Consider the following 24,179-nt stretch of genomic DNA (forward strand, 5'->3'; position numbering starts at 1 on the left):
GGGCTACTTCACCACCTTACCACCTTACCACCTCACTCATTTACTCATTTACTCATTCACTCACTCATGCCAATTGCCTGCTTCGGAGAAATGCTGTGGGATGTGCTGCCAACGGGCAAGCAACCCGGCGGGGCACCGCTTAACGTGGCGGTTCATTTGCACAACTTCGGGTTGGATGCGCAGCTCATCAGCCGGGTTGGGCAAGACGACCTAGGCACCGAACTGGTGGCTTTTGTTGAATCTACGGGGAGCAGCACTTGCTATGTGCAACGCGGGCAAACCCACCTGACTGGGGTGGTAAAAGCCAATGTGAGCGACAGCAAGGAGGTAACCTACCAGATTGTGAAGCCGGTAGCCTGGGACTACATCCAATACGACGCCGCCCTGGCCGACTTAGTGGACAAGGCTGATGCCTTCGTTTTCGGCAGCTTGGCCGCCCGCCACGCACCTTCGCGCGAAACGCTGTACCGGCTGCTGGAGCACGCACGCTTCAAGGTGTTCGACGTGAACATACGCCCCCCACATTATACCCGCGAAGTAGTGACTTACTTGCTGCAGCACAGCGACTTGGTGAAGATGAATCACCATGAACTGGCCGAAATCATGGGTTGGTTCGGCGTCAAACCCGACGAAGAAGCGGCCTTGCGCTGGCTGGCCGACCGCTTTCAGTTGCAAGCGGTGTGTGTTACAAAAGGAGCCGATGGAGCCGCTATGTGGACGGGGCAGCAGTGCTACAGCAGCCCTGGCATTCCGGTAGAAGTGCAGGACACTATTGGCAGTGGCGACGCTTTTTTGGCGGCCCTGCTCCGAGGATGGCTGGCGGGTGAGCCACCAGGCCAGAATCTAGCCTTTGCCTGCGCTGCCGGCTCCTTGGTGGCCACTTGCCAGGGGGCAACCCCGGCCATTTCCGCGGCCCAAGTAGCCGCCTTGGCTATTGCTTCTCACTGATTGCTGCCTCCGCTTATCACGCGCATGAATAAAGGTTTCCTCGTCCTATTTGTCTTGCTACTTACCAGTTGGAAGGGCTGGTCTCAGGTGCCTGAGACTGACCCATACCGGCCGGTGTATCACTTCACTGCGCCTAAAAACTGGATCAACGACGCGAACGGGTTGCTTTACGTCAACGGACAGTATCAGCTTTTCTATCAGTACAATCCGCTCAGCGCCAAGCCTGGGCACCTCAGCTGGGGCCATGCGACTAGCCCTAACTTGATGCAGTGGGACCACAAGCCTATGGCCCTCACCGAGTACAAGAACCCCGACGGCAGCAATACCATGATTTTCTCGGGTAGCGCTGTACTCGACAAGGATAATACGTCGGGGTTGTTTCCAGCCGGCAAAACCGATGGCCTTGTGGCGTTCTACACCGGCCACGTAGAGAAAGGCGGCGTGGTGCTACGGCAGCATCAGAACCTAGCTACCAGCCTCGATGGGGGACTAACCTGGCAACGCTACGCCGGCAATCCGGTGCTCGACATCAACAGCAAGGAGTTTCGCGACCCCAAGGTATTTTGGTACGCGCCGCAGCAGAAGTGGGTGATGGCCACGGTGAAAGCCGACCGCCAGCAGGTATACTTCTATGAGTCGAAGAACCTGAAGCAGTGGTCTTTCCTGAGCCGCTGGGGCCGGGCCGGCAACACGGTAAAGGAGTGGGAATGCCCTGACCTGTTTGAACTGCCCGTGCCGGGTGGCGGCACCAAGTGGGTGCTGTTGATTTCATCGGGCAACCCTACCGAGCAGTTTCGGGGGCAGCAATACTTCCTGGGCAAGTTTGATGGCAAAGCCTTCACCCCCGACCAGCCCTACGACGAACCCGTTTACATTGACTTTGGCAAAGACTTTTTTGCCGGCGTCACCTTCAATGATGCCCCCGACAACCGCCGCATTTTGGTGGGCTGGGTTAACGACTGGGCTTACGCCCCCGACGTGCCTACCGGCGAGCTATGGCGGGGCAGCTTCGCGGTGCCGCGTGAGCTAAGCTTGCGCCGTACGGCGCAGCGCCTGGTGTTGGTACAGCAGCCCGTACCCGAGTTGCGCCGCTTCGGCAAAGAAGTGGTCAACGTGAAGAACCAGGCGCTCAAAACTGGCGGGGCTGGCTACGAAGTACCGTTCAAAGGCGAATCCTACGACTTGGAACTAACGCTGAAGCCAGGACAAGCGAAACTGATAAAGCTGAACCTGCTCCAGAGCGAAACCGAGCTTACGACGCTTCGCTACGACGTGGCCCGGCAGGAGCTGACCCTGGACCGCACAACGTCCGGCAACGTGAGCTTCCACCCTATGTTCGCTAGTAGCCTCGAAACGGCCCGCGTACCCCTGCAAAATGGGCTGCTGCAGCTGCGGCTGCTGGTCGATAAGTCCATCGTGGAGGTGTTTGCGCAACAAGGAGAAACGACACTGACCGACCTGGTTTTTCCCAAGCAGCACACCGGCCGCATTACCCTACTAGCCGAGGGCGGCGACGCGCAAGTAACCGCGCTACGCCTTACCGACCTGCGAGAATTGACTGTGCCATAGCTCAGACACGAGGTTCATCTGGTTTCCCAGCACCTTCTTTCCACTTTTTCCCCGAGTGCATCTTGCCAGATAACAGCTACTACAACAGCTTCTTCCGCAAAGCTTTTCGGTAAGCCTGCTTTCAGCTAGGTGCTTTCAAAATTTCCCACCATTAATTTTTTCACTCATGACCAACAACTGGTACAAACTGTATGATCAGTCGGGCGCAACGCGGGCAGGCACTATGCCGCTGGCGTTGCTCAAGCTACTGACTTTCAGCCTGCTGCTTCTGCTGCTGCCGCTACTAAGCCAGGCGCAGACCACTCGGGCTATTTCCGGTAAAGTAGTAGACGCCCAAGGCAGCGGCCTGCCGGGCGTGACGGTGGTGGTGACGGGCACCACTGTGGGTGCCAGTACTGGCTCTGATGGTGGGTTCGAGTTACAAGCCCCCGCTACGGCCACCACGCTTACCATTTCCTACGTGGGCTTCACATCGCAGCAGGTGAGCATCACCGACAAAACGTCGGTGCAAGTGACGCTGAAAGAAAATGCCCAAGCCCTCGGCGACGTGGTGGTGGTAGGCTACGGCACGGCCCGCAAGCAGGACGTGACGGGCGCCGTGGCGGTAATTGGCGAGAAAGACTTCAACCGGGGCACCTTCACCTCGCCGGACCAGCTGCTGCAAGGCCGGGTATCGGGGGTGCAGGTAAGCAACAACAGCGGCCAGCCCGGCGGACCGTCTACCATCCGCATCCGGGGCAACTCGGCCGTGACGGGCTCAGGGCAGCCACTCTACGTGGTGGATGGCGTGCCGCTTGATGGCCGCACGGCCCGGCCGGGTCTGGTGGGCTCTACCGACGTAGGTGCCGGGGCCGACAGTAATCCCCTCAACTTCCTCAACCCTGATGATATCGAGACGTTTACCGTACTCAAAGACGCTTCGGCCACCGCTATTTACGGCTCTCGGGCGGCCTACGGGGTGGTACTCATCACCACCAAAAAAGGCAATTCGGGTGCCCCGGTGCTCACGGTGGGCGCCTCCACCGGCTTCTCGACCCTACTGCGCCGGCCCGAGTTCCTAGACGCCAGCCAGTACCGGGAGGCCATTACCTACTACGGCGTGCCGGCCGCTACCGATAAGGGCGGCAACGTAGACGCCCTCGACGAGATTCTGCGCACCGGCTACCTGCAAAACTACAACGTAGGCATGAGCGGGGGCAACGAAACCGGCCGCTACCGCCTCTCGCTGGGCTACCTCAACCAGGATGGCATCGTGGGCAAAACTGGCTTCAAGAAGTACAGTGCCAACCTTTCGACCAACCTGCAATTTCTGGAAAGCAAAAAGCTGGGCCTCGACGTGAACATTGCTACCAGCCAGTTTCGTGAACAACTGGCACTGATTACGACTGACGCCGGCTTCCGGGGCAGCCTCATTGGGCAGGCCTTGCAGTGGAACCCCACCCAACCCCTGCGCAACCCCGACGGCTCGCTCTTTATCCAGGCCGGCGACGTGGTGAACCCCCTAGCGGCCCAGGAGCTGTTCGACGACAACTCGCGGGTGAACACCGTGCTGGCCAGCGTCGCGCCCTCCTATAAGTTCACCGACTGGCTCAGCTACCGGCTGTTGCTGAGCGTGAACTATAACAGTGGCGAGCGGCGCACTGCCATCAATCAGCGGCTCATCAACTACCCCGGTATTGAAAATCAGGGCTTTGCCGCCATCAGCAACAATGAGCTGACCACCCAGCAGATTGTGCATACCCTGAACTTCAACAAGGCCATAGCCACCGACCTGAACCTGAACGCGCTGGTAGGCTACGAATACACCAGGTTTGCCAATTCCGGCTCCAACGTGAATGCGTTTGGCAACCCTGACCCCACCGTGGGAGGCTTCGGGAATTTCGGCCTCGATTATACCAACTACATTCAGTATTCAGCGGCCGGGAACCGCCAGATATCATCGTTCATCGACCCGTCGTCGGAGCTGCAATCGTTTTTCGGCCGCGCCATCCTCAACTTCAAGGACCGCTATGTGCTGACCGGCACGTTGCGCCGGGACGAGAGCACCAAGTTCGGCCCCAACAACCGGGTGGGCTACTTCCCCTCGTTTGCGGCGGCCTGGGACCTGAGCCGGGAATCGTTTTTCCCGGCCGAGCAGCTCACTCAGCTCAAGCTGCGGGCCGGCTACGGCCTCACCGGCAACCAGGAGTTTCCGGCCGGCGCGGCCCAGTTTCGCTACACCCTCGACAACAACGGCGCGCAGTCGCCGCTCAATGATGGCAACGATGATTTGAAGTGGCAGGCAGATGCCCAGTTCAACGTTGGTATCGACATCGGGGCGTTCAAAAACCGGCTCACTTTCACGGTCGACTACTTCAATAAAACCACCACCGATATCCTGTTTCCAACTACGCCTGTGGAGCCCCGGCCTGGGGTTGCGGCCATTCGCTGGGATAACCTCGACGCCAAAATTGTGAACAAAGGCGTGGAAATGTCGCTGGGCACCACGCTGGTGAGCACCGAGAAGGTGGAAGTGGGCTTCAATGCCAACGCCACATTTATCCGCAACGAAGTGTCGGATTTAGTAGGCGCGGTTATTCCGACCGGGGCCATTAACGGGCAGGGCCTGTCGGGGGCGTTGTCGCAGACCATCCAGAACGGCTACCCCATCAACGCCTTTTTCCTGCCCCAGTATAATGGCCTCAACGAGCAGGGCCTGTCTAATCCTTTTGGGCCGGCGACATACGCGGGCAGCCCCAACCCCCGCACGCTGCTGGGTTTGAGCGCCAACGCCCGCTACGGCAAGCTCGCCCTTATTGCAAACATGACCGGCGTGTTCGGCCAGTACGTCTACAACAACACGCTTAACGCGGTAGGCGCGGTAGGTGGCATAGGAGCGCAGAAGAACATTGCCCTCTCCACGTTTGAGAATTCAGTTAAAGAGGCAACCGGCAACCCGTCGGCGGCTTCCACGCGCTACCTGGAAAAAGGCGACTTCCTAAAAATGTCTAACCTGACGCTCTCCTATGCTTTCGGCAACGTTGGCAGTGTCGTGAAGGGTGCCCGGCTGTACGTGACGGGTCAGAACCTGTTCGTGATTACCAACTACGATGGGTTCGATCCGGAAATCAACACCGTGAAGCGCGGAGCCAACCAGGTGCCTTCCGTCGGGATTGACTACCTGCCCTACCCGAGTGCCCGCACCTTCACACTCGGTGTCAATTTCTCTCTGTAACATCTAATTTCTTCTCATCATGAGATACTCCAAGATTGCCGGGGCGGCTGCCGTTCTGGCTTTGCTACAGGTGGCTACCAGCTGTGAGCTTACTGAAACCCTGGAAGGCCAGCTCACTGAAGACCAGGTTCGGCGCGGTGAACTGTCGTCGCTGCTTCAGGGCGTATACAATTCGCAGCGCGACCCTATTCAAGGACAAGTGAGCGTGTTTGCCCTCCAGGAAGTGTCCACCGATGCCCGCATCATGCCCACCCGCGGACCCGACTGGGACGACAACGGCAAGTGGCGGCAACTCTTCAACCACACCTGGGACCCCAACAACGAGCGGGTGCGCGAAACCTACACCCAACTCAACGGCATCATTTACGCCTCCACTGACCTGCTGCGTTTCTCGCCGACCACCCAGCAGCAGGCCGAGGCCCGGTTCCTGCGGGCCTGGGCCATGTTCCTGGCACTGGACCTTTACGACCAGGTGCTCTACCGGGAGCCCGGCGAGAGCCTGAGTTTATTGTCCCGCGTACGCAAAGGAACCGAGGCGCTGACCTACATTGTGAGTGAAATAACGGCGGTGCGGGCCGACCTGCCCGATGGGCCCGCCGGCCGCGCCAACAAGGACGCCGCCCGGGTGCTGCTGATGAAGTGCTACCTCAACAAAGGCGTGTACGTTAACCGCCAGGCTCCCACTTTCGCCGCCGCCGACATGAACCAGGTGGTAGCGCTGGCCGACGAAATTATCAACAGTAACCGGTACGCCTTCACCACCAACTACTTCGACAACTTCGCGCCCAACAACACGGCTATTGGCCGGGAGAACATCTTCACCCAGGAAAACACCTTCGGCAACGCCGGCCCCACCCGCGACACATGGAAGTTCGTGTCGCACTACAACATGCGGCCCGTGGATGGCTACAACGGCCCGGCCACTACCGAGGCGCTCTACGACCTGTTTGAGGCCACCGACAAGCGCCGGGGCGTAGCCTACGCCACCACTGGCGGCCCCGCAAACCCGAACGGGCGCATCAATGTGGGCTTCCTGATTGGCCAGCAGTACAACCTGAGTACCGATGCGCCGCTGACCACCCGGAGCGGTGCGCCGTTGATTTTCACCAAGGACATTAACCTCTCTGAAACCGGCTCCGACCTGGAAGCCAAGGGCGTGCGGCCCGTGAAGTACCCCGTGGATTACGTGAGCGAAGCCCGCGGCGGCAACGGGTGTGAGAATGACCATGTCAGCTTCCGGCTGGCCGACGTGCTGCTGATGAAAGCCGAAGCCATCCTGCGGGGCGGCACGGCTACCAGCGCCGGCACCTACGGCGCTACTCCGCTGGCCATCGTTAACTCGCTGCGCACCCACCCCTCGCGCGGCGCCAGCGCCCTGACCAGCCTCACGCTGGATGTGCTGCTCGATGAGCGGGGCCGGGAGCTGTACGGCGAGTCGTGGCGGCGGCAGGACCTGATCCGGTTCGGCAAGTTCCTGCAGGCCCGCAAAGACAAGCCCCAGAGCGACGCTAAATACTTGATATATCCGATTCCGCAAACGCAGGTGGATGTGAATTCCAACATCACGCAGAACCCGGGTTACTAACTCCAACCACCGTATCCGGTAGCGCATAAGCAGGCCGTTGGTTACTGCTACTTAGCAGCAATCAACGGCTTGTTTGCGTGTGGTCCGGCACCTCATCCGTGTTATGAAAAGCCTTGAAACCATACTGTGCGCGGCCCTGCTCCTGACCGTGGCGGGCTGCGGCGAGTCTCAGCAAAAAACCGGCACTACTGCGGCGGCGGCGAAACCAACCGCTACCAGCCAGAACGAAACCTGGTGGAAGGAGGCGGTGGTGTACCAAGTATACCCTCGCAGCTACAAAGACAGCAACGGCGACGGGGTAGGTGACTTGCGGGGTTTGATTTCCAAGCTGGACTACATCAAAAGCCTGGGGGTGAATGTCATTTGGCTGAACCCGGTTTATGGCTCGCCCAACGACGACAACGGCTACGACATCTCCGACTACCGGGGCATCATGAAGGACTTCGGGACGATGGCCGACTTCGACGAGTTGCTGAAGGGCATGCACGAGCGGGGCCTGAAGGTGGTGATGGATTTGGTGGTCAACCACAGCAGCGACGAACACGAGTGGTTTAAACAGGCGCGCCTCTCGCGCACCAATTCCTACCGTGACTATTACCACTGGTGGCCCGCTGAAAAAGGCAAGCCCGCCAAGCGGGTTAGCTCGTTCGACGTCAACGGCGACGCCTGGGCTTACGACAAAGCCACCAACGCCTACTACCTGCACTACTTCTCGCGCAAGCAGCCCGACCTGAACTGGGAGAACCCCAAGCTGCGTCAGGAAATCTACAGCATGATGCGCTTCTGGTTCGACAAGGGCATCGATGGCTTCCGCATGGATGTCATTCCGTTCATTGCCAAGGACACCACGTTTCCGGCCATTCCGGCGCAGTACCACGGCGACTATTCCCGGTTCTACGCCAACGGCCCGCACCTGCACGACTACCTCCAGGAAATGAACCGCGAGGCCCTGAGCAAGTACGACGTGATGAGTGTGGCCGAAGGCGCGGGCGTCAGCAGCGACGACGCGCTGAAGTTCGTGGACCCGGCCCGCAAGGAACTGAATATGCTTTACCACTTCGAGGGTATGGACGTGGGCTACGTGCCCGGCAAATTCAAAACGCCCGTGCCCGGCGGCTACAGCCTCCTCGATTTCAAAAAGGTGTACTCCAAGTGGGACAAGGTGTTTGAGGACAAAGGCTGGGGCACCATTTACCTCGGCAACCACGACCAGCCCCGCATGCTTACCCGCTGGGGCGACGACCGGCCTGAATTCCGGGAAGCTTCTTCGAAGCTGCTCACTACGTTTCTGCTCACCATGCGCGGCACGCCCTACTACTACGGCGGCGACGAGCTGGGCATGAACAACATCAAGTTCGACCGGATTGAGGACTATCAGGACATCGAGTCGCGGAGTATGTACAAGCAAGTGCAGGCAGCGGGCGGCAGCATACCGGAGTTTCTGGCAGCGCAGAAAATAGGCGCCCGCGACAATGGCCGCACGCCCTTTCAGTGGGATGCCACCACCAACGCTGGCTTCACAACCGGCAAGCCCTGGCTGAAAATCAATCCGAATTACCAACAGATCAACGCGGCAGCGGAGGACAAGGACCCCAATTCTATCCTCAACTACTTCCGCAAGGCGACGGCGGCCCGCCGCCAGCACAAGGTGCTGGTATATGGCAAATATCAGTTGCTCGACGAAGCCAACCCGCACATCTACGCTTACACCCGCACGCAGGGAGACGACAAGGTGTTGGTTGTCCTCAATTTCTCGGCGCAGAAGCGCGAGTGGGCCATGCCTTCGGGGATGAAAGCCAGCAGTGAGCCTTGGCTCAATAACTACCCAACTTTCACGGCCGACAAGACACTGGCGCTCCAGCCCTGGCAGGCGGTAGTTGTGCCTCTACGGTAAAAAAGCTGACAGCTGTTGGCTCATAGCCTTTCTGTAACGGCCAACCGCTTATCAAAACACTCCGCTCTTTCTTCTATGTCAACCCCACCCTCTATCAAGTTCAAATTCCTCTCGTGTGTGCTGGCGCTCCTGTGCCTGCTGGTGATCTGGCCAGCCGCCGCGCAAACGCCCGACCCGTGGCGCGTCACGGCCGATAAGGTGGACCCGGCAGCGTACTACGGCGTGACGGTAGCCAATGGGATGCTAGGCATTGTATCGTCGCCGGAGCCGTTTCAGGTGAAGGCGGTGGTGCTGGCCGGCGCCTACGACCAGTACGGACGTGGGCGGGTCAGCAACTTCCTCAACAGCTTCAACTTGCTGAACATGTATGTAGAGGTGGATGGCAAACGGCTGTCGGGCAAGGATGTCACCAACTTCCGCCAGCAGCTGGATATGCGCCACGCCTCCCTCACCACCACCTTCGACTACGCCGACAAGGCCACCATCAGCTACACCCACTACGCGCTGCGACACTTGCCTTTCACGGGATTAATGAACGTGTCGGTGACAGCAAAAAAAGACGTGAATGTTACGGCGGCCAGCGTGATGGACGCCCCTGATGCCCTGCGCGACGTGCAGAACTACTACAACGAAATCGACCGGCCGCACGCCACGCTGAGCTTGCTTACGTCGTCGGGGCGGAGCGCCACGGGCAAGCTGCAATTGTGCGCTTCCACGAGCTTTTTATTTGATGAGCCGCATGGGCAGGAGCCGCGGGTGATCCACGAAATGTGGGACAGCAACATGCACCTGATGAAGTTCAGCAAGGCCGTGAAAGCCGGGCAAACCTACACCTACGCTGTGGCGGGCTCGTCTATCACCTCGGCCCACCATGCCGACCCGCTCAACGAAGCCGAACGCCTGACCATCTTTGCCCGGCTTGAGGGCAAGGCGCGCCTGTTAGCCTTCCACGCCAAAGCCTGGGACGAGCTGTGGCAGAGCGACATTCAGATTGAAGGCGACCCGCAGGCGCAGCAGGACGTGCACAGCATGCTCTACCATCTCTACAGCTTCTCGCGCGCCGGCACCGATTACTCGCCCTCCCCCATGGGCTTATCGGGTTTGGGCTACAACGGCCACGTCTTCTGGGATTCCGACTTGTGGATGTTTCCGGCCTTGCTGGTGATGCACCCCGAAATTGCCAAGTCGCTCATCGAGTACCGCTTCCGCCGTCTGGCTCCAGCTCGCAACAACGCCTTTGCCCACGGCTACCAAGGCGCCATGTTCCCCTGGGAAAGCGCCGACTCGGGCGTGGAAGAAACGCCGGTGTGGGCGCTAAGCGGCCCCTTCGAGCACCATATCACCGCCGACGTGGCCCTAGCAGCCTGGCAATACTACTGCGTCACGCAGGACAAGGCCTGGCTGCGTGAGAAAGGCTGGCCTATTCTCTCCGCCACCGCCGACTTCTGGACCAGCCGGGTGGAGCGCAACGGCCCCGGCCACTACGACATCAAGAACGTGGTGGCGGCCGACGAATGGGCCGAAAACGTGGACAACAACGCCTTCACCAACGCCGCCGCGCAGGTGAACCTCCGCAATGCCGCCGCTGCCGCCAAGCTTCTAAACTTACCGGCCAACCCTGATTGGCTGCACGTGGCGCAGAACATCCCCCTGCTGCACTTCCCCGACGGCGTAACGCAAGAACATGCCACCTACAAGGGCGAAGGCATCAAACAGGGCGACGTAAACCTGCTCGCCTACCCACTCAACGTGATTACGGCTCCAACTCAAATCAAAAAAGACCTAGCGTATTATGAAACCCGCGTCCCCAACGAAGGCACTCCCGCCATGACCCAAGCCATTTTCGCCTTGCTTTACGCCCGCCTCGGCGACGGCGAGAAGGCGCAGCAGTTTTTCCAAGATGCCTACCAGCCCAACCTCCTGCCGCCCTTCCGGGTAATTGCCGAAACCAAAGGCGGTACCAACCCTTACTTTGCCACCGGCGCGGGTGGCGTGCTGCAAGCCGTGCTTATGGGCTTCGGGGGGCTTGATATTACGTCTGCGGGTATTCGGCAACTTAAAACGAGCTTACCTAAAAGTTGGCAATCAGTGAAAATTACCGGCGTCGGTCCGCAGCGAAAAACTTACCAAGTAACTCGTTAGGCCAAGCTTCTTAATAGTCACTCGACATGCATTGAAATACTCTTTGTTTTACTTGTGGGGTTTTTGGACAAAACTTCTTCCAAGCTGCAACATTACAGTTCTTTCGTAGTCGTTATCCAGTCGCAGTTACTGTACTTAGCTGCTTATAATTGGTAACTTCCATAGTTAAAGTCCAGCAGTTATTTTCACCTTAATAAGCCGGCTGAAAATAAACAGATACCAGAGTGTATTTACTTCTACTAATAATAACCTCACAGAAATCTTAGATGGAATATAATCTAAGGGTGAATAAATTATTTATTATCATTACCAACCGCCAAGGCTTTAACGCTTTGGATTTGCTGCTCGCCAACTGGGCTCAGCTCCTCTCCCTCCGCACTAATTCCCACCCTCATCACCGTTCCAGATCATGGAAAAAAACACATATGATGCCATTGTCATAGGATCTGGCATATCGGGCGGCATGGCAGCTAAAGAGCTGACCGAGAAAGGCATGAAGACTATCATGCTCGAACGGGGCCGCAACATCGAGCACATCAAAGACTACGTAAACGCCAACAAAAACCCCTGGGAGTTTCCGCACCGGGGCGGCAAAACGCAGCAGATGATTGCCGACTACCCGGTGCTCGGCCGCGACTACACGCTCAACGAAAGTAACCTCGATTACTGGGTCAACGAGAAAGAAAGTCCCTATGTGGAAGTGAAGCCCTTCGACTGGTTCCGGGGCTACCACGTGGGCGGCCGCTCCCTGATGTGGGGCCGGCAGTCGTATCGCTGGAGCGACTACGATTTCGAGGCCAACGCCAAAGACGGCATCGCCGTCGACTGGCCGATTCGGTACCAGGAGCTGGCGCCGTGGTACAGCCGGGTCGAGAAGTTCGCGGGCATCAGCGGCTCCCGCGAGGGGTTGCCGCAGCTACCCGACGGCGAGTTTATGCCGCCCATGGAAATGAACGTGGTGGAGAAGGACGTGGCCGCCCGCATCAAGAAAAACTACGAGCACCGGCGCATGGTGATTGGCCGCACGGCCAACATCACCCAGAACCATAATAACCGCGTGAAGTGCCAGTTCCGCAACAAGTGCTGGTTGGGCTGTCAATTCGGGGCCTATTTCAGTACTCAATCAGCCACGCTGCCCGCCGCCGTGGCTACCGGCAACCTCACGCTGCGGCCGTTTTCCATCGTTACCCGCATCCTCTACGACAAGGACACCAAGCGGGCCAAGGGCGTGGAAGTGCTTGACGCCGAAACCAACCAGACGTACGAGTACTACGCCAAGATTATTTTCCTGAACGCCTCCACCCTCAACTCCACCTGGGTGCTGATGAACTCGGCTACCGACGTGTGGCCGGGTGGCTTGGGCAGCAGCAGCGGAGAATTGGGTCATAACCTGATGGACCACCACTTCCGGGCGGGGGCCCGCGGCGACGCCGAAGGCTACGAAGACAAGTACGTGTACGGCCGCCGGGCCAACGGCATTTACGTGCCCCGCTTCCGCAACCTGTTCGGCGACAAGCGCGACTACATCCGGGGGTTTGGCTACCAGGGCAGCGCCGGCCGCGAAGGCTGGGCGCGCGAAATCCCGGAAATGAACATCGGCGGCGAGTTCAAGGATGCCTTGAGTGAGCCCGGTAAGTGGAGCATGGGCCTAACCGGCTTCGGCGAAACCCTACCCTACCACGACAACCAGGTAACCCTCGACAAAACCAAGAAAGATAAGTGGGGCCTCCCCGTGCTGGCCATCGACGCTACCATTCGCGACAACGAGCAGAAAATGCGCATCGACATGATGAACGACGCGCAGGAGATGCTGGAAAAAGCCGGTTTGAAAAACGTGAAAACCTACAACCGTGGCTACAACCTGGGCGGCGGCATTCACGAAATGGGCACCGCCCGCATGGGTCGCGACCCCAAAACGTCGGTGCTCAATCAACACAACCAGGTCTGGGACGCGCCCAACGTGTACGTGACGGACGGGGCCTGCATGACCTCGGCTGCCTGCCAAAACCCGTCCCTGACTTATATGGCTCTCACCGCCCGGGCCGTTGAACATGCCGTGGGCGAACTTAAAAAACAGAACGTCTGAGTAGGTGGTGAGTTTGTGAAGTTGTGAAATGGTGAGTTTGCCGTTGTCATGGCGCGGGTCGGCGCGGAATGCGCAAGTGGCGCCAGCGAAACATCAAACTCACCATTTCACAACTTCACAAACTCACAACTTCACAATTTCACCACTTCACCGTTATGAACCGCAGAGACGCCCTCGCCCGAGTTGCCCTCATTATGGGCAGCACCGTAATCGGTGCCGACTACTTCCTGACCGGCTGTAGCTCGCCCGCCAAAGAAGAAGCCAAAGCCGACCCCAACAAGCCCGTAGCCGCCGCTAAGCCCAAAGATGTCCTGAATCAAAAGCAGATTCAGCTGCTCGACGAGGTAGGCGAAACCATCTTGCCGACCACCAAAACACCGGGCGCCAAAGCGGCGCAGGTAGGCAGCTTCATGGCCGTCATGGTTCGGGACTGCTACACGCCCGAAGATCAACAGGTGTTCCTCAATGGCCTCACGCAACTCGATAAAGACTGCCAGAAGCAGTACAGCAAAGGCTTTATGGAGTGCGATGCCACCCAGCGCACGGCCTTCCTGACCGCGCGCGACAGAGAGCAGAAAGCTTTTACTGCCAACCAGCGCAAGGACGACCCGAGCCGCTACTTCCGGATGATGAAAGAGCTAACGCTGCTCGGCTACTTCACCTCGGAAATAGGCGCCACTCAAGCCCTGCGCTACTCCCCTATACCGGGCCGCTACGAAGGCAACGTACCTTACAAGAAAGGCGATAAGGCCTGGGCTACCACCTAGGCCACGCTTGATGCTTGCCAAAAGAAAAGTTCTGTTTGATCTGACTAGCTGCCAGCCACTATAGTTCGGCAAGCCTTGGTTAATCAGCCCTCCACTACTTCCTTCCACCGAATTCGCCTGCTCAATCCCCTTTAGCTTATGAGCCCTACCATTCGCTTTAAATTATCCCTGATGATGTTCCTGGAGTTTTTCATCTGGGGCGCCTGGTTTGTCACTTTGGGCACGTACTTGTTGCAGAACCTGCACACGACGGGCACGCAGGTGGGGGTAGCGGTGCTAACCCAATCCATCGGCGCTATTGTGGCCCCTTTCATCATTGGCCTGATTGCCGACCGGTTTTTCTCGGCTCAGAAGATTCTCGGGGTACTGCACCTGGCCGGAGCGGCCTTGTTATGGCGGGCTTCCTTGGCCTCCGACTTCAGCAGCTTCTACCCCAGCATTCTGACGTACATGATTCTGTACATGCCCACGCTGGCGTTGGTGAATTCTATTTCCTTTCGGCAGATGAAGGACCCGCAAAAGGAATTTGCCATGATCCGGGTACTCGGCACGCTGGGCTGGATCATTGCCGGTATCACCATTGGCTGGCTGAATTGGGAACAGAGCGGCAACCTGGTGCTCACCTTTAAAATGGCCGCCGGCGCTTCGGCTCTGCTTGGCTTATTCAGCTTCACCTTGCCGCCCACACCTCCCATCAAGAAAGAAGGCAAAAGCAGCATCGGCGACATGCTTGGCCTGGAAGCAATTGGGCTGCTGAAAAACCGCTCTTACCTGATCTTTTTCCTGGCATCGGTGGCTATCTGCGTGCCGCTGTCCTTCTACTACGGCTTCACCAATCCTTTTCTCAACGAGGCCGGCATGAAATCAGCTGCTGGTGTTCAAAGCCTGGGGCAAGTATCGGAAGTACTGTTTATGCTGTTGATTCCAGTTTTCTTTGTCCGGCTGGGCGTCAAGAAAATGCTGGCCATTGGCATGTTGGCCTGGGTGATTCGGTACCTGTTCTTTGCCTACGGCAACGGGGAGTCGGCGTATTGGATGCTGATTGTCGGCATCGTGCTACACGGCATTTGCTACGACTTCTTCTTTGTCACGGGCCAGATCTACACCGATAATTTGGCCGGGGAACAGTCGAAGAGCGCTGCTCAGGGCTTTATTACCTTGGCCACGTATGGCGTAGGTATGCTGCTCGGTTCCCTACTTTCAGGTCAGATTGTCGATGCCCACAAAACCGCCGACAACCTGCACGACTGGCAAACCATCTGGCTGATTCCGGCAGCCATTGCAGCCGGCGTCTTAGTGGTCTTCTTGCTGCTGTTCCGCGACAAGAACGTCCCCGTTCCAGCCGAAGAGGTCAGCTTCGCCGAAGCCAACGCCCGCCTTGAAGTGTAGCCTGAGTAAGCTGTTAGCCTTTATCCTGATGGCTAACAGCCAGCAGCTAACAGCACTAACATAAAACCATATGAAATTACGACTGGGCATGATTGGCGGAGGGCAAGGAGCCTTTATTGGAGCCGTGCACCGCCTAGCCGCCGCCCTCGATGGCATGTACGAGTTAACAGCCGGCGCTTTCAGTAGCGACGCTGCTAAGTCTCGTGCTACCGGCGTGAGTCTGGGCCTTTCCGCCGACCGGGTATATGCTTCCTTCCAAGAGTTGATCGAGCAAGAAAAGCAGCGCCCCGAAGCCGAGCGGGTGCAGGTTATTTCCATCGTCACGCCTAACCATCTGCACTTTGAGCCCGCGCGCCTGGCCCTGGAAAACGGCTTCCACGTAGTACTCGACAAACCCATGACCTTCTCGCTGGCCGAGGCCAAGCAGCTAGAGCAGGTGGTGGCTGCCAGCGGTAAAAAGCTGTGTTTGACCCATACCTACTCCGGCTACCCGATGGTGAAGGAAGCCCGCCAGCTGGTTGCGGCCGCTACCATTGGTAAGGTGCGCAAAGTGTACGTGGAGTACCCGCAGGGCTGGCTCAGCAACTTCGAAGAAGGCGGTGATAACAAACAAGCTGCCTGGCGCACCGACCCTGCCCGCAGCGGCGTGGCCGGCTCTATGGGCGACATTGGTACCCACGCCTTCAACTTGTTGGAGTACGTTTCGGGCTTGCAAGTCACGCAGCTCTGCGCCGACATCAACGTGGTAGTAGCCGGCCGCCAGCTCGACGACGACGGGGCCGTTCTGCTCAAGCTCTCTAACGGAGCCAGCGCCGTACTCGTGGCTTCCCAAATTGCCGCTGGCGAGGAAAACAACCTCCGCATCCGGGTCTACGGGGAGAAAGGCGGCTTAGAATGGCAGCAAGCCGATGCCAACACGTTGCTGGTTAAATGGCTGGATAAGCCCACCGAGATTCGGCGGACCGGTACCGGCTACGTTAGCTCTTTTGCGCAGCACAACACGCGCACCCCCGCTGGCCACCCCGAAGGTTACCTCGAAGCATTTGCCAACCTTTACCGCAACTTCGCGCTGACCTTACAAGCCGAACAAGCCGGTGAAACTGCCTCGCCAGAAGCCCTAGACTACCCAAGTATAGCCGAAGGTATTCGAGGTATGGCCTTCATTGAAAACGTGATTGCCTCCGGCAAATCCGAAAAAAAGTGGACTGATTTCCTCGTCTAATCTGCCTATGAAAACCATTCAGGGACCGGCCATTTTCCTGGCTCAATTTATTGGCGACCAACCGCCTTTCAACAGCTTGGAAAGCATTTGCGCCTGGGCCGCTAGCCTAGGCTACAAAGGGGTGCAAATACCCACCACCGACCCCCGCTTTATCGATTTACAGAAAGCCGCCGAAAGCAAAACCTACGCCGATGAAATCAACGGCATCGTGCAGGCGGCGGGGCTGCAAATCACTGAACTATCCACGCACTTGCAGGGGCAGCTGGTAGCCGTAAATCCGGTTTACGATCAGTTGTTCGATGGTTTCGCGCCGGAAGCTTACCGCAACAACCCCTCGGCGAGGCAGCAATGGGCCGTGCAGCAGCTGCTCTATGGCGCCAAAGCCTCGCAAAACTTAGGGCTCAAAGCGCATGTCACCTTTAGCGGGGCCCTGCTCTGGCCCATGGTTTACCCCTGGCCACAGCGGCCGGCAGGTTTAGTAGACGCGGGTTTCACGGAGTTGGCCCGTCGCTGGACCCCCATCCTGAATGCTTTCGATGAGTGCGGGGTGGATTTGTGCTACGAAGTGCACGCCGGTGAGGACCTGCACGACGGCGTTACCTACGAGATGTTTCTCGACAAAGTCAACCAGCACCCGCGTGCCTGCCTGCTCTACGATCCTTCTCACTTCGTATTGCAGTGCCTGGACTACCTGGAGTACATCGACCTCTATCATGAGCGCATCAAGATGTTTCACGTCAAAGATGCCGAGTTCAATCCCACTGGCCGGCAGGGCGTGTACGGCGGCTACCAGAGCTGGCTTGATCGGGCCGGCCGCTTCCGCTCTCTGGGCGACGGACAAGTCGACTTCAAAGCAATCTTCAGCAAGCTTGCCGCCTACGATTTTCCCGGCTGGGCCGTAGTAGAATGGGAGTGCGCGATTAAGCACCCTGAGGACGGCGCGCGCGAAGGCGCCGAGTTCATCAAGAACCACATCATCCGGGTCACCGACAAAGTTTTCGACGATTTTGCCGGCACTTCCACCGACGCCAATTTCAACAAAAAACTACTCGGGCTCTAAATCCCCTCTTCTATGAAAAACTCCCTTTTGTTCCTTGCTATAGGTGCCTTTCTGGCCGCATGTGGCTCAGAGCCCAAGCGCAACACCGCCAACGAACCAAACATGCAAGCTGCTTCGTCCGACGAATTGAATAGCGACAGTACTTCGGCCTCCAATCTTTCGGCCGTGGCGCACCAGCCGCAAATTGACACCAACATCACGAAAATAGGCACCGAACATTCTGGCGGCTTGGTAGCTAAGGGCGCCAAGCTTATCACGTCATCTGACTGCACCAGCTGCCACAAGGAGCGTGAAAAGCTGGTAGGGCCCGCCTACACTGCGGTAGCAGCAAAGTATCCTTCCAACGACGCCAACATCACTATGCTGGCCAACAAAATCATTCAGGGTGGCCAGGGCAATTGGGGTCAAATTCCAATGACCCCGCATCCGGGTTTAGCCGTGGCCGATGCCAAGGAGATGGCGAAGTATATTCTGAGCTTGAAATAAGCTGCAAAGCAACAGCCAGAAGCTCGTTCTGAATCCTAAAACCCCACCCAAACAGTCTGCCATGGCCCCGCTCCCCAACCGCCGCACAGTGCTCAAGAACATCCTGGCCAGCACGGCTGTGGCAGGAACTACGGGCGCATTAAGTGCTTTTATGCCCGAAACGCAATCAACTGAGGCTCCCGACCTGAAAAACAACATCAACCATTCGGTGTGCCGGTGGTGCTTCAACGACACCCCCCTCGATCAGCTCTGCGCGGCAGCCAAAAGCATCGGCATCAAGGGCATCGACTTGGTAGGCCCCAAAGACTGGCCCACCTTGAAAAAGTACGGTCTGGATTCGCCTATGTGCAACGGCGCCGAAATCAACCTGACCGACGGCTTCAACGACCCACAGTACCACGCCACGCTGCTGAAAAACTACTCTGAAATGATTCCGCTGGTAGCCAAAGCCGGGTACAAAAACCTGATTTGCTTCAGTGGTAACCGTCGGGGTATGGACGACGAAACCGGCCTAGCCAATAGCGTCAAGGGGCTCAAGCCCTTGATGGATCTAGCTGCCAAGCACAAAGTAGTGCTGGTAATGGAATTGCTCAACAGCAAAATCAACCACAAAGACTACCAGTGCGACCGGACATCCTGGGGCGTGGCCCTGGCCAAACGGCTAGGCTCCGAGAACTTCAAGCTGCTCTACGATATCTACCACATGCAGATTGATGAGGGCGACGTAATTCGCAACATCACCGACAACCACGCCTACATTGCTCACTATCACACAGCGGGCGTACCAGGTCGCAACGAAATCGACGACACGCAGGAGCTGTATTACCCGGCCATTATGCGCGCCATCAAAGCGACTGGTTTTCAAGGGTACGTCGCCCAGGAGTTCATTCCCAAGCAAACCGACAAGATAGCCTCTCTTCGCAAGGCTGTTCAGCTCTGCGACGTTTGATACTATCGCCTATCGCTTGGCTCTGCCGAGCATACTTTCAACTCCCTAGACCATGATGCAAAGAAGAAACTTCCTGAAGCAAGCGGGCCTGCTGTCGGCTCTTTCCTTAGTTGCCCCTCGCCATCTGATGGCAGCCCCGCCCGCCCTAAAAATCGGGCTGCAACTGTACACCTTGCGCGACTACATTGCCAAGGATGTAAAAGGCGTCTTAGCCAAGATAGCCAAGGCTGGTTATCAAGAAGTTGAAACGTACGGCTACAGCAAAGAGAAAGGGTTTTGGGGCCTAACTGCCCCTGAATTCAAAGCTGCATTGACCGCCAACAAACTAACGACTTCCAGCGGCCACTACGAAATGAACGGCTTCGTGCGCGACGGTAACCCGGAAGCGTTGAACTCTTACATCGAAGCTGCCAAAGCTTGTGGCCAATCCTACATTGTGGTGCCTCACCTCGATGAAAAACTGCGGGCATCAGCCGCTGATTTCAAGAATGTGGCCGACAAGATGAACAAAGCCGGGCAGTTGTGTAAGGCCGCGGGTTTGCGGGTAGCCTACCACAACCACGATTTCGAATACAAAGCCATTGGTGGAACCACGCTCTTCGAGGTGCTGCTAAAAGAAACCGATCCGGCCTTGGTAGACTTCGAGCTGGACTTGTACTGGGTGGTGCGTGCCGGCCTCGACCCGGTGAAGCTAATGGCTGCTAACCCCAAACGCTTTTCTATGTGGCATGTCAAAGACATGGATAAAGCAAAGCCAGAAAACAATACGGAAGTAGGCGCGGGTACTATCGACTTCAAGAAGATATTTCAGAGCACCTCCGCATCCGGGCTGAAGCACATTTTCATGGAGCAAGAAAACTTTGCCATAGATGCCTACCAAAGCATCACCCAAAGCGCGGCCTACATCAAAAAGAATCTACTGTCTTAGCCCTGTAGCCCGGGACAGATGCGTCATCTGTCCCGGGCTGTTGGTTTTAGTGCAACCATCAACTTCTCAACCTTGAGAGGCGGAACCTTGCACCCTGTTACTTGCTGCTCTTGTAGCAAAAGAAGATTACTTTTCCCACCCGCCCTAATTACTCTACCCATGAAAGCTTGTCTTTTGCTTGCCGCCGCGTTGTTAACTACCAGCATTGGAGCCGTTAAAGCTCAGCAAGCCGGCAAGCCGGAAGACACCGAAGTGTGGGAGCCTGTCCCTAAAGTAGTAACACCCGGTCCGAGCAGTAGCACCCCCGCACCTTCAGACGCAGTAGTACTCTTCGACGGCAAAAACCTGGATCAATGGGTATCCGTCGAAGACCGTAACGCCCCTGCTAAGTGGACTGTGGCCAACGGGGCATTTACTGTCAACAAAGCAGTAGGCAACATCGAAACCAAGCGCACCTTCACCAACTACCAGTTGCATCTGGAGTGGCGTGTGCCAGCCAACATCAGCGGCACTGGTCAAGCCCGAGGCAATAGCGGAATATTTCTGGCTTCTATTGGCAAAGGAGATGCTGGCTACGAACTCCAAATCCTAGACTCCTACAACAACAAGACCTACGTCAATGGCATGGCTGGGAGCATCTACAAGCAGCTTATCCCGTTGGCCAACCCCACTCGGAAGCCTGGTGAATGGCAGACGTACGACGTGGTCTGGACGGCTCCTACGTTTGCAGCAGGTGGTGCCGTCCAGACGCCGGCTCGTGTCACCGTGTTTTTCAACGGCGTATTAGTGCAGAACAATGTGAGTTTGCTGGGCCCAACTGTTTATATCGGCAAGCCTGCTTACCAAAGCCACGGTGCAGCCCCTATCAAATTGCAAGCGCACGGCGACAAAAGCGAACCACTAAGCTTTCGTAACATTTGGATACGCGATTTGCCAGTGGTCAGCCAATAGTGCTTATCGGTTGAGCTAGCCTACACTAAGTTCTTCTTGATGTAACTAATGCTCTTGGTAACACTATCGAAGGGTGAGCCTGGCGTGGAATCTTGTTCTACGAAGAAATACTGCAGCCCTGCCTGCTCAGCTTGAGCAAATATCTTTTTAAAGTCGATACTACCATTTCCAACCTCTGTGAAGGCCTGCTGAGGTGTCTTATCCATATCCTTCACGTGCCAAAGCGGAAATCTGCCGGGATGCTGTTTAAACAAGGCCAACGGGTCTTGCCCTGCTTTACTTACCCAATACAGATCCAGTTCCATCTGCACTAATTGCTTGTCAGTACCACTGAGCAACAGGTTATAAGGCACTTGGCCGTCTTGTGCTTTGAACTCGAAATCATGATTATGGTAGCAAAGCTGCAAGCCAGCCTTTTTGCATCGCTCACCAGCCTTGTTCAACTGGTCAGCCACGTATTTATAATGATCAAGATTACCTCGCTCAGCTTCCGACAAGTATGCACATACCATATACTTGACGCCGGCCGCAGCGGCGTCGTCCACTGCTTGGTCCCAACCATGTAGCATAGTACCCTGTACCGGCGCACCTTTCATCTGCTCTTCGCCCAACCGGTAATGACTACTAGGCATTATTAACCCATTCTGCTTGAGCAATGCCGCAAAAGCTTTGGGCGTCATGCCGTAATATTTTTGCGTGCCTGTATACGTAGCACCTTCCACCGAATTGTACCCAATCTTAGCGAGTCTAGCCAAGGTGCCCGCCGGGTCCTTTTCCATGGCCTCGCGCACAGTGTAGAGTTGCAAGCCTACATAGCGCTTGTTATAAGCCAGTAGCAAGGATGGGGACGCTAGCAAGCCAGCAGAGAGCAGCGCAGCAGATGTCAGGAAAGATCTACGTGTGGTCATGACAAGGTGGGTTAGAGGAAAGAAGTTTTCTCCATTCAAATGAATGGAGACGTATAATGAGAAGGAGGTAATAGGCTTGTATGGTAAATAAAATACACTGCAGGCATATAATTATTCACAAAGAGCTTTTGCCAAAGTAGCTGCTTTAAACAGCATAATCATAACTCATCACTGTATAATTCTGCTCAAGACAGGCAAAGAGGGTGCCATCTGTCAAAAATGTTGGCTGTGATGAGTGTAGATATAGACAAAGATCTAAATGTTGCGTAAAGGGCAAAAGGTTTAAAAAGCCAAAGTAAAGTTAGTTTAGCACCAAATTTGCTAATAATATTTTGCCTTGAAAATATTAATTAATCCTTATAAGTATTCCCCTTATTTAGCTAATATTATCAGGAGAGAGGAATGGTCAGACAACGCTACACACAAGCTGTCTCACTTGCCAGCTCCTTAACAAAATAGAGATACTCGTTAACTCGCCCTTCGAAAATTCTCCAAAAGCTCTCTTTCCCACTCTTCTTGTCATGTCTCCTCATAAAATACTCCCCTTACGCTTAACCCGACTGTTTCTGGTGAATAGTCTGGTGTTACTTACTGTGCCGATGCTCCTAGCTGCTTGCGATGGAAACGATATCGACATCGATGAGCTAAATGCTGAAGCCTTGAAGCACGTGAAAGCAGTGCGTGCCTCTGATTCGGTTGCTATCAACAAATACATTGCTGATAGTAGCTTTACTACTGCACAGCGTCAGTCATCTGGCTTGTATATAATTACTAGGAAACCAGGAACCGGTTCACTGCCTCAAGTGGGCCAACAAGTTTCTGTAATTTACAAGGGTTCTTTTCTCAACAACCGCGTATTCGACCAGTCTCGTCCTGATATGACGGGTAGAATTGTACCGCTCACATTCGCTTTAGGTAGAGGTCAAGTTATTGCTGGATGGGATGAAGGAATAGGACTGATGCGCAAAGGACAAAAAGCCATTTTACTTATCCCATCCTCTTTAGCATACGGTACTTCAGGAGCTGTCAACACAATTCCACCTGACACCCCATTGCGCTTTGATGTTGAACTAACTGACTTCAATTAGCACTTACTGCTAATCCATAATCTGGCTACGATATTGCGTAGGTTGATTACTATAAGTCTTTATGTAATCCTGCAAAGGAATGAAACCACATAGGCATTAGCTAGATCTTGAATTTCTTGACAAAAAAGAGCCCTTGATTGTGAGTATTTAAATACTCACAATCAAGGGCTCTTTTTTGTCAGCTTATCTTGGTCTTGATTACTTCCGGAAGTCTAACGGCGCCTATAGCGCTGTTCGGCACGGAATGGTTGGTTTGAATCTATAGCGGACCTTTCTCCAGGTTTCTTATTTTGCCCATTACTCACATGAGCATAGCTACCAAGTACTGATGGCAAAACGCCATGTTCGACTAAACCGATTTGCTGCCACTCATCAAACGCCTTCTCTATCATCCCGCGTGTATAAGGCAAGCACATGGGGAGCAAAAAATAACTTCGCCTATTAACCAAGGCTACGTTGTTCTCACAAAGCGCGTCCATAAACAACAGCTCATTCTGAACTCAGAGGATGTAAACCAATAACAGCAGCTTTCAGCTTATTTGTTAAGCAAAGAAACAAAATATTGCGGCCAACAGCCATTGGGAAACTACTGAATTGTACGGCGCTTAGAAGAGCAATGATTAACTACAAATAAAAAAGCTACCCTCCGCATCTCCAAAGGAAAAAGCAAAGGGCAGCTTAACAGTAAGGTTGGCGGCGACCGACTCTCCCACCGATGAAGGCAGTACCATAGGCGCTCCGGGGCTTAACGACTCTGTTCGGAATGGGAAGAGGTGAACACCCGGGCTAAAGCCACCATTACTGGCGATAGTGACTAGCACTATCTAATATCATTGACACAGGTAACGAGTAATAAGAAAATTGAGAGCATGTTATTCAGAAGCGTTCGGCTCATTAGTACGGGTCAGCTGTGGCATTCCGGCCTCTACACTTCCCGCCTATCGACGTGGTCATCTCCCACGAGCCTTCCTATATCGGAGATCTCATCTTCAG

Annotated in this window: 17 protein-coding genes and 2 rRNA genes; 16 read left to right on the forward strand and 3 right to left on the reverse strand. The window is 55.8% G+C overall.

Annotated features, from left to right (window positions below):
• The first annotated feature begins 66 nt into the window (after positions 1–66).
• From VF639_RS00235 to VF639_RS00305, 15 genes are all read left to right on the forward strand, one after another.
• Positions 67–948 carry a carbohydrate kinase family protein gene (locus tag VF639_RS00235; protein WP_331143889.1) on the forward strand — a complete coding sequence of 294 codons (882 nt, stop codon included), beginning with the start codon at positions 67–69 and terminating at the stop codon, positions 946–948.
• A gap of 24 nt (positions 949–972) precedes the next feature.
• Positions 973–2,517: a glycoside hydrolase family 32 protein gene (locus tag VF639_RS00240; protein ID WP_331143890.1), complete on the forward strand. Its 1,545-nt coding sequence runs from the start codon at positions 973–975 to the stop codon at positions 2,515–2,517.
• Positions 2,518–2,683: 166 nt separating this feature from the next.
• Positions 2,684–5,731 carry a SusC/RagA family TonB-linked outer membrane protein gene (locus tag VF639_RS00245; RefSeq protein WP_331143891.1) on the forward strand — a complete coding sequence of 1,016 codons (3,048 nt, stop codon included), beginning with the start codon at positions 2,684–2,686 and terminating at the stop codon, positions 5,729–5,731.
• 19 nt (positions 5,732–5,750) lie between these two features.
• Positions 5,751–7,316: a RagB/SusD family nutrient uptake outer membrane protein gene (locus VF639_RS00250; RefSeq protein ID WP_331143892.1), complete on the forward strand. Its 1,566-nt coding sequence runs from the start codon at positions 5,751–5,753 to the stop codon at positions 7,314–7,316.
• Between the two features lie 103 nt (positions 7,317–7,419).
• Positions 7,420–9,210, forward strand: coding sequence for a glycoside hydrolase family 13 protein (locus VF639_RS00255; RefSeq protein WP_331143893.1), 1,791 nt, complete (start codon positions 7,420–7,422; stop codon positions 9,208–9,210).
• A 75-nt stretch (positions 9,211–9,285) separates the two neighbouring features.
• Positions 9,286–11,352 (forward strand): kojibiose hydrolase, encoded by a 2,067-nt coding sequence (locus tag VF639_RS00260; protein WP_331143894.1) that lies wholly within the window; start codon positions 9,286–9,288, stop codon positions 11,350–11,352.
• 409 nt (positions 11,353–11,761) lie between these two features.
• The gene (locus tag VF639_RS00265; protein WP_331143895.1) at positions 11,762–13,438 is read left to right on the forward strand and encodes a GMC family oxidoreductase; all 1,677 of its coding nucleotides are present in this window, start codon (positions 11,762–11,764) and stop codon (positions 13,436–13,438) included.
• A 155-nt stretch (positions 13,439–13,593) separates the two neighbouring features.
• Complete coding sequence (locus tag VF639_RS00270) at positions 13,594–14,205, forward strand: gluconate 2-dehydrogenase subunit 3 family protein (protein WP_331143896.1); 612 nt, start codon at positions 13,594–13,596, stop codon at positions 14,203–14,205.
• Positions 14,206–14,343: 138 nt separating this feature from the next.
• A complete protein-coding gene (locus VF639_RS00275) occupies positions 14,344–15,594 on the forward strand; it encodes a nucleoside permease (RefSeq protein ID WP_331143897.1) in 1,251 nt (416 codons plus the stop codon).
• Between the two features lie 70 nt (positions 15,595–15,664).
• The gene (locus VF639_RS00280; RefSeq protein WP_331143898.1) at positions 15,665–16,816 is read left to right on the forward strand and encodes a Gfo/Idh/MocA family protein; all 1,152 of its coding nucleotides are present in this window, start codon (positions 15,665–15,667) and stop codon (positions 16,814–16,816) included.
• Between the two features lie 7 nt (positions 16,817–16,823).
• Positions 16,824–17,876: a sugar phosphate isomerase/epimerase family protein gene (locus tag VF639_RS00285; RefSeq protein WP_331143899.1), complete on the forward strand. Its 1,053-nt coding sequence runs from the start codon at positions 16,824–16,826 to the stop codon at positions 17,874–17,876.
• Between the two features lie 12 nt (positions 17,877–17,888).
• On the forward strand, positions 17,889–18,362 hold the full coding sequence (locus VF639_RS00290; protein ID WP_331143900.1) for a c-type cytochrome: 474 nt from the start codon (positions 17,889–17,891) through the stop codon (positions 18,360–18,362).
• Positions 18,363–18,423: 61 nt separating this feature from the next.
• Positions 18,424–19,311: a hydroxypyruvate isomerase family protein gene (locus tag VF639_RS00295; RefSeq protein ID WP_331143901.1), complete on the forward strand. Its 888-nt coding sequence runs from the start codon at positions 18,424–18,426 to the stop codon at positions 19,309–19,311.
• A gap of 52 nt (positions 19,312–19,363) precedes the next feature.
• Positions 19,364–20,239, forward strand: a complete 876-nt coding sequence (locus VF639_RS00300; protein WP_331143902.1) for a sugar phosphate isomerase/epimerase — start codon at positions 19,364–19,366, stop codon at positions 20,237–20,239.
• Between the two features lie 159 nt (positions 20,240–20,398).
• On the forward strand, positions 20,399–21,190 hold the full coding sequence (locus VF639_RS00305; protein WP_331143903.1) for a 3-keto-disaccharide hydrolase: 792 nt from the start codon (positions 20,399–20,401) through the stop codon (positions 21,188–21,190).
• Positions 21,191–21,210: 20 nt separating this feature from the next.
• Here the strand turns inward: VF639_RS00305 and VF639_RS00310 are convergent, their stop codons facing one another.
• Positions 21,211–21,969, reverse strand: a complete 759-nt coding sequence (locus tag VF639_RS00310) for a sugar phosphate isomerase/epimerase family protein (protein WP_331143904.1) — start codon at positions 21,967–21,969, stop codon at positions 21,211–21,213.
• A gap of 650 nt (positions 21,970–22,619) precedes the next feature.
• Here VF639_RS00310 and VF639_RS00315 point away from each other — a divergent pair.
• Entirely contained in the window at positions 22,620–23,186 is a 567-nt protein-coding gene (locus tag VF639_RS00315) for an FKBP-type peptidyl-prolyl cis-trans isomerase (protein WP_331143905.1), read from the forward strand.
• 688 nt (positions 23,187–23,874) lie between these two features.
• Here VF639_RS00315 and rrf read toward each other — a convergent pair.
• Both rrf and VF639_RS00325 read right to left on the reverse strand, forming a co-directional pair.
• Positions 23,875–23,986: ribosomal RNA gene (gene rrf / locus VF639_RS00320) — 5S ribosomal RNA — on the reverse strand.
• Positions 23,987–24,059: 73 nt separating this feature from the next.
• Positions 24,060–24,179: ribosomal RNA gene (locus VF639_RS00325) — 23S ribosomal RNA — on the reverse strand; the annotation flags it as partial.

It is taken from the genome of Hymenobacter sp. (assembly GCF_036387835.1).
Classification (GTDB): Bacteria; Bacteroidota; Bacteroidia; order Cytophagales; family Hymenobacteraceae; genus Hymenobacter.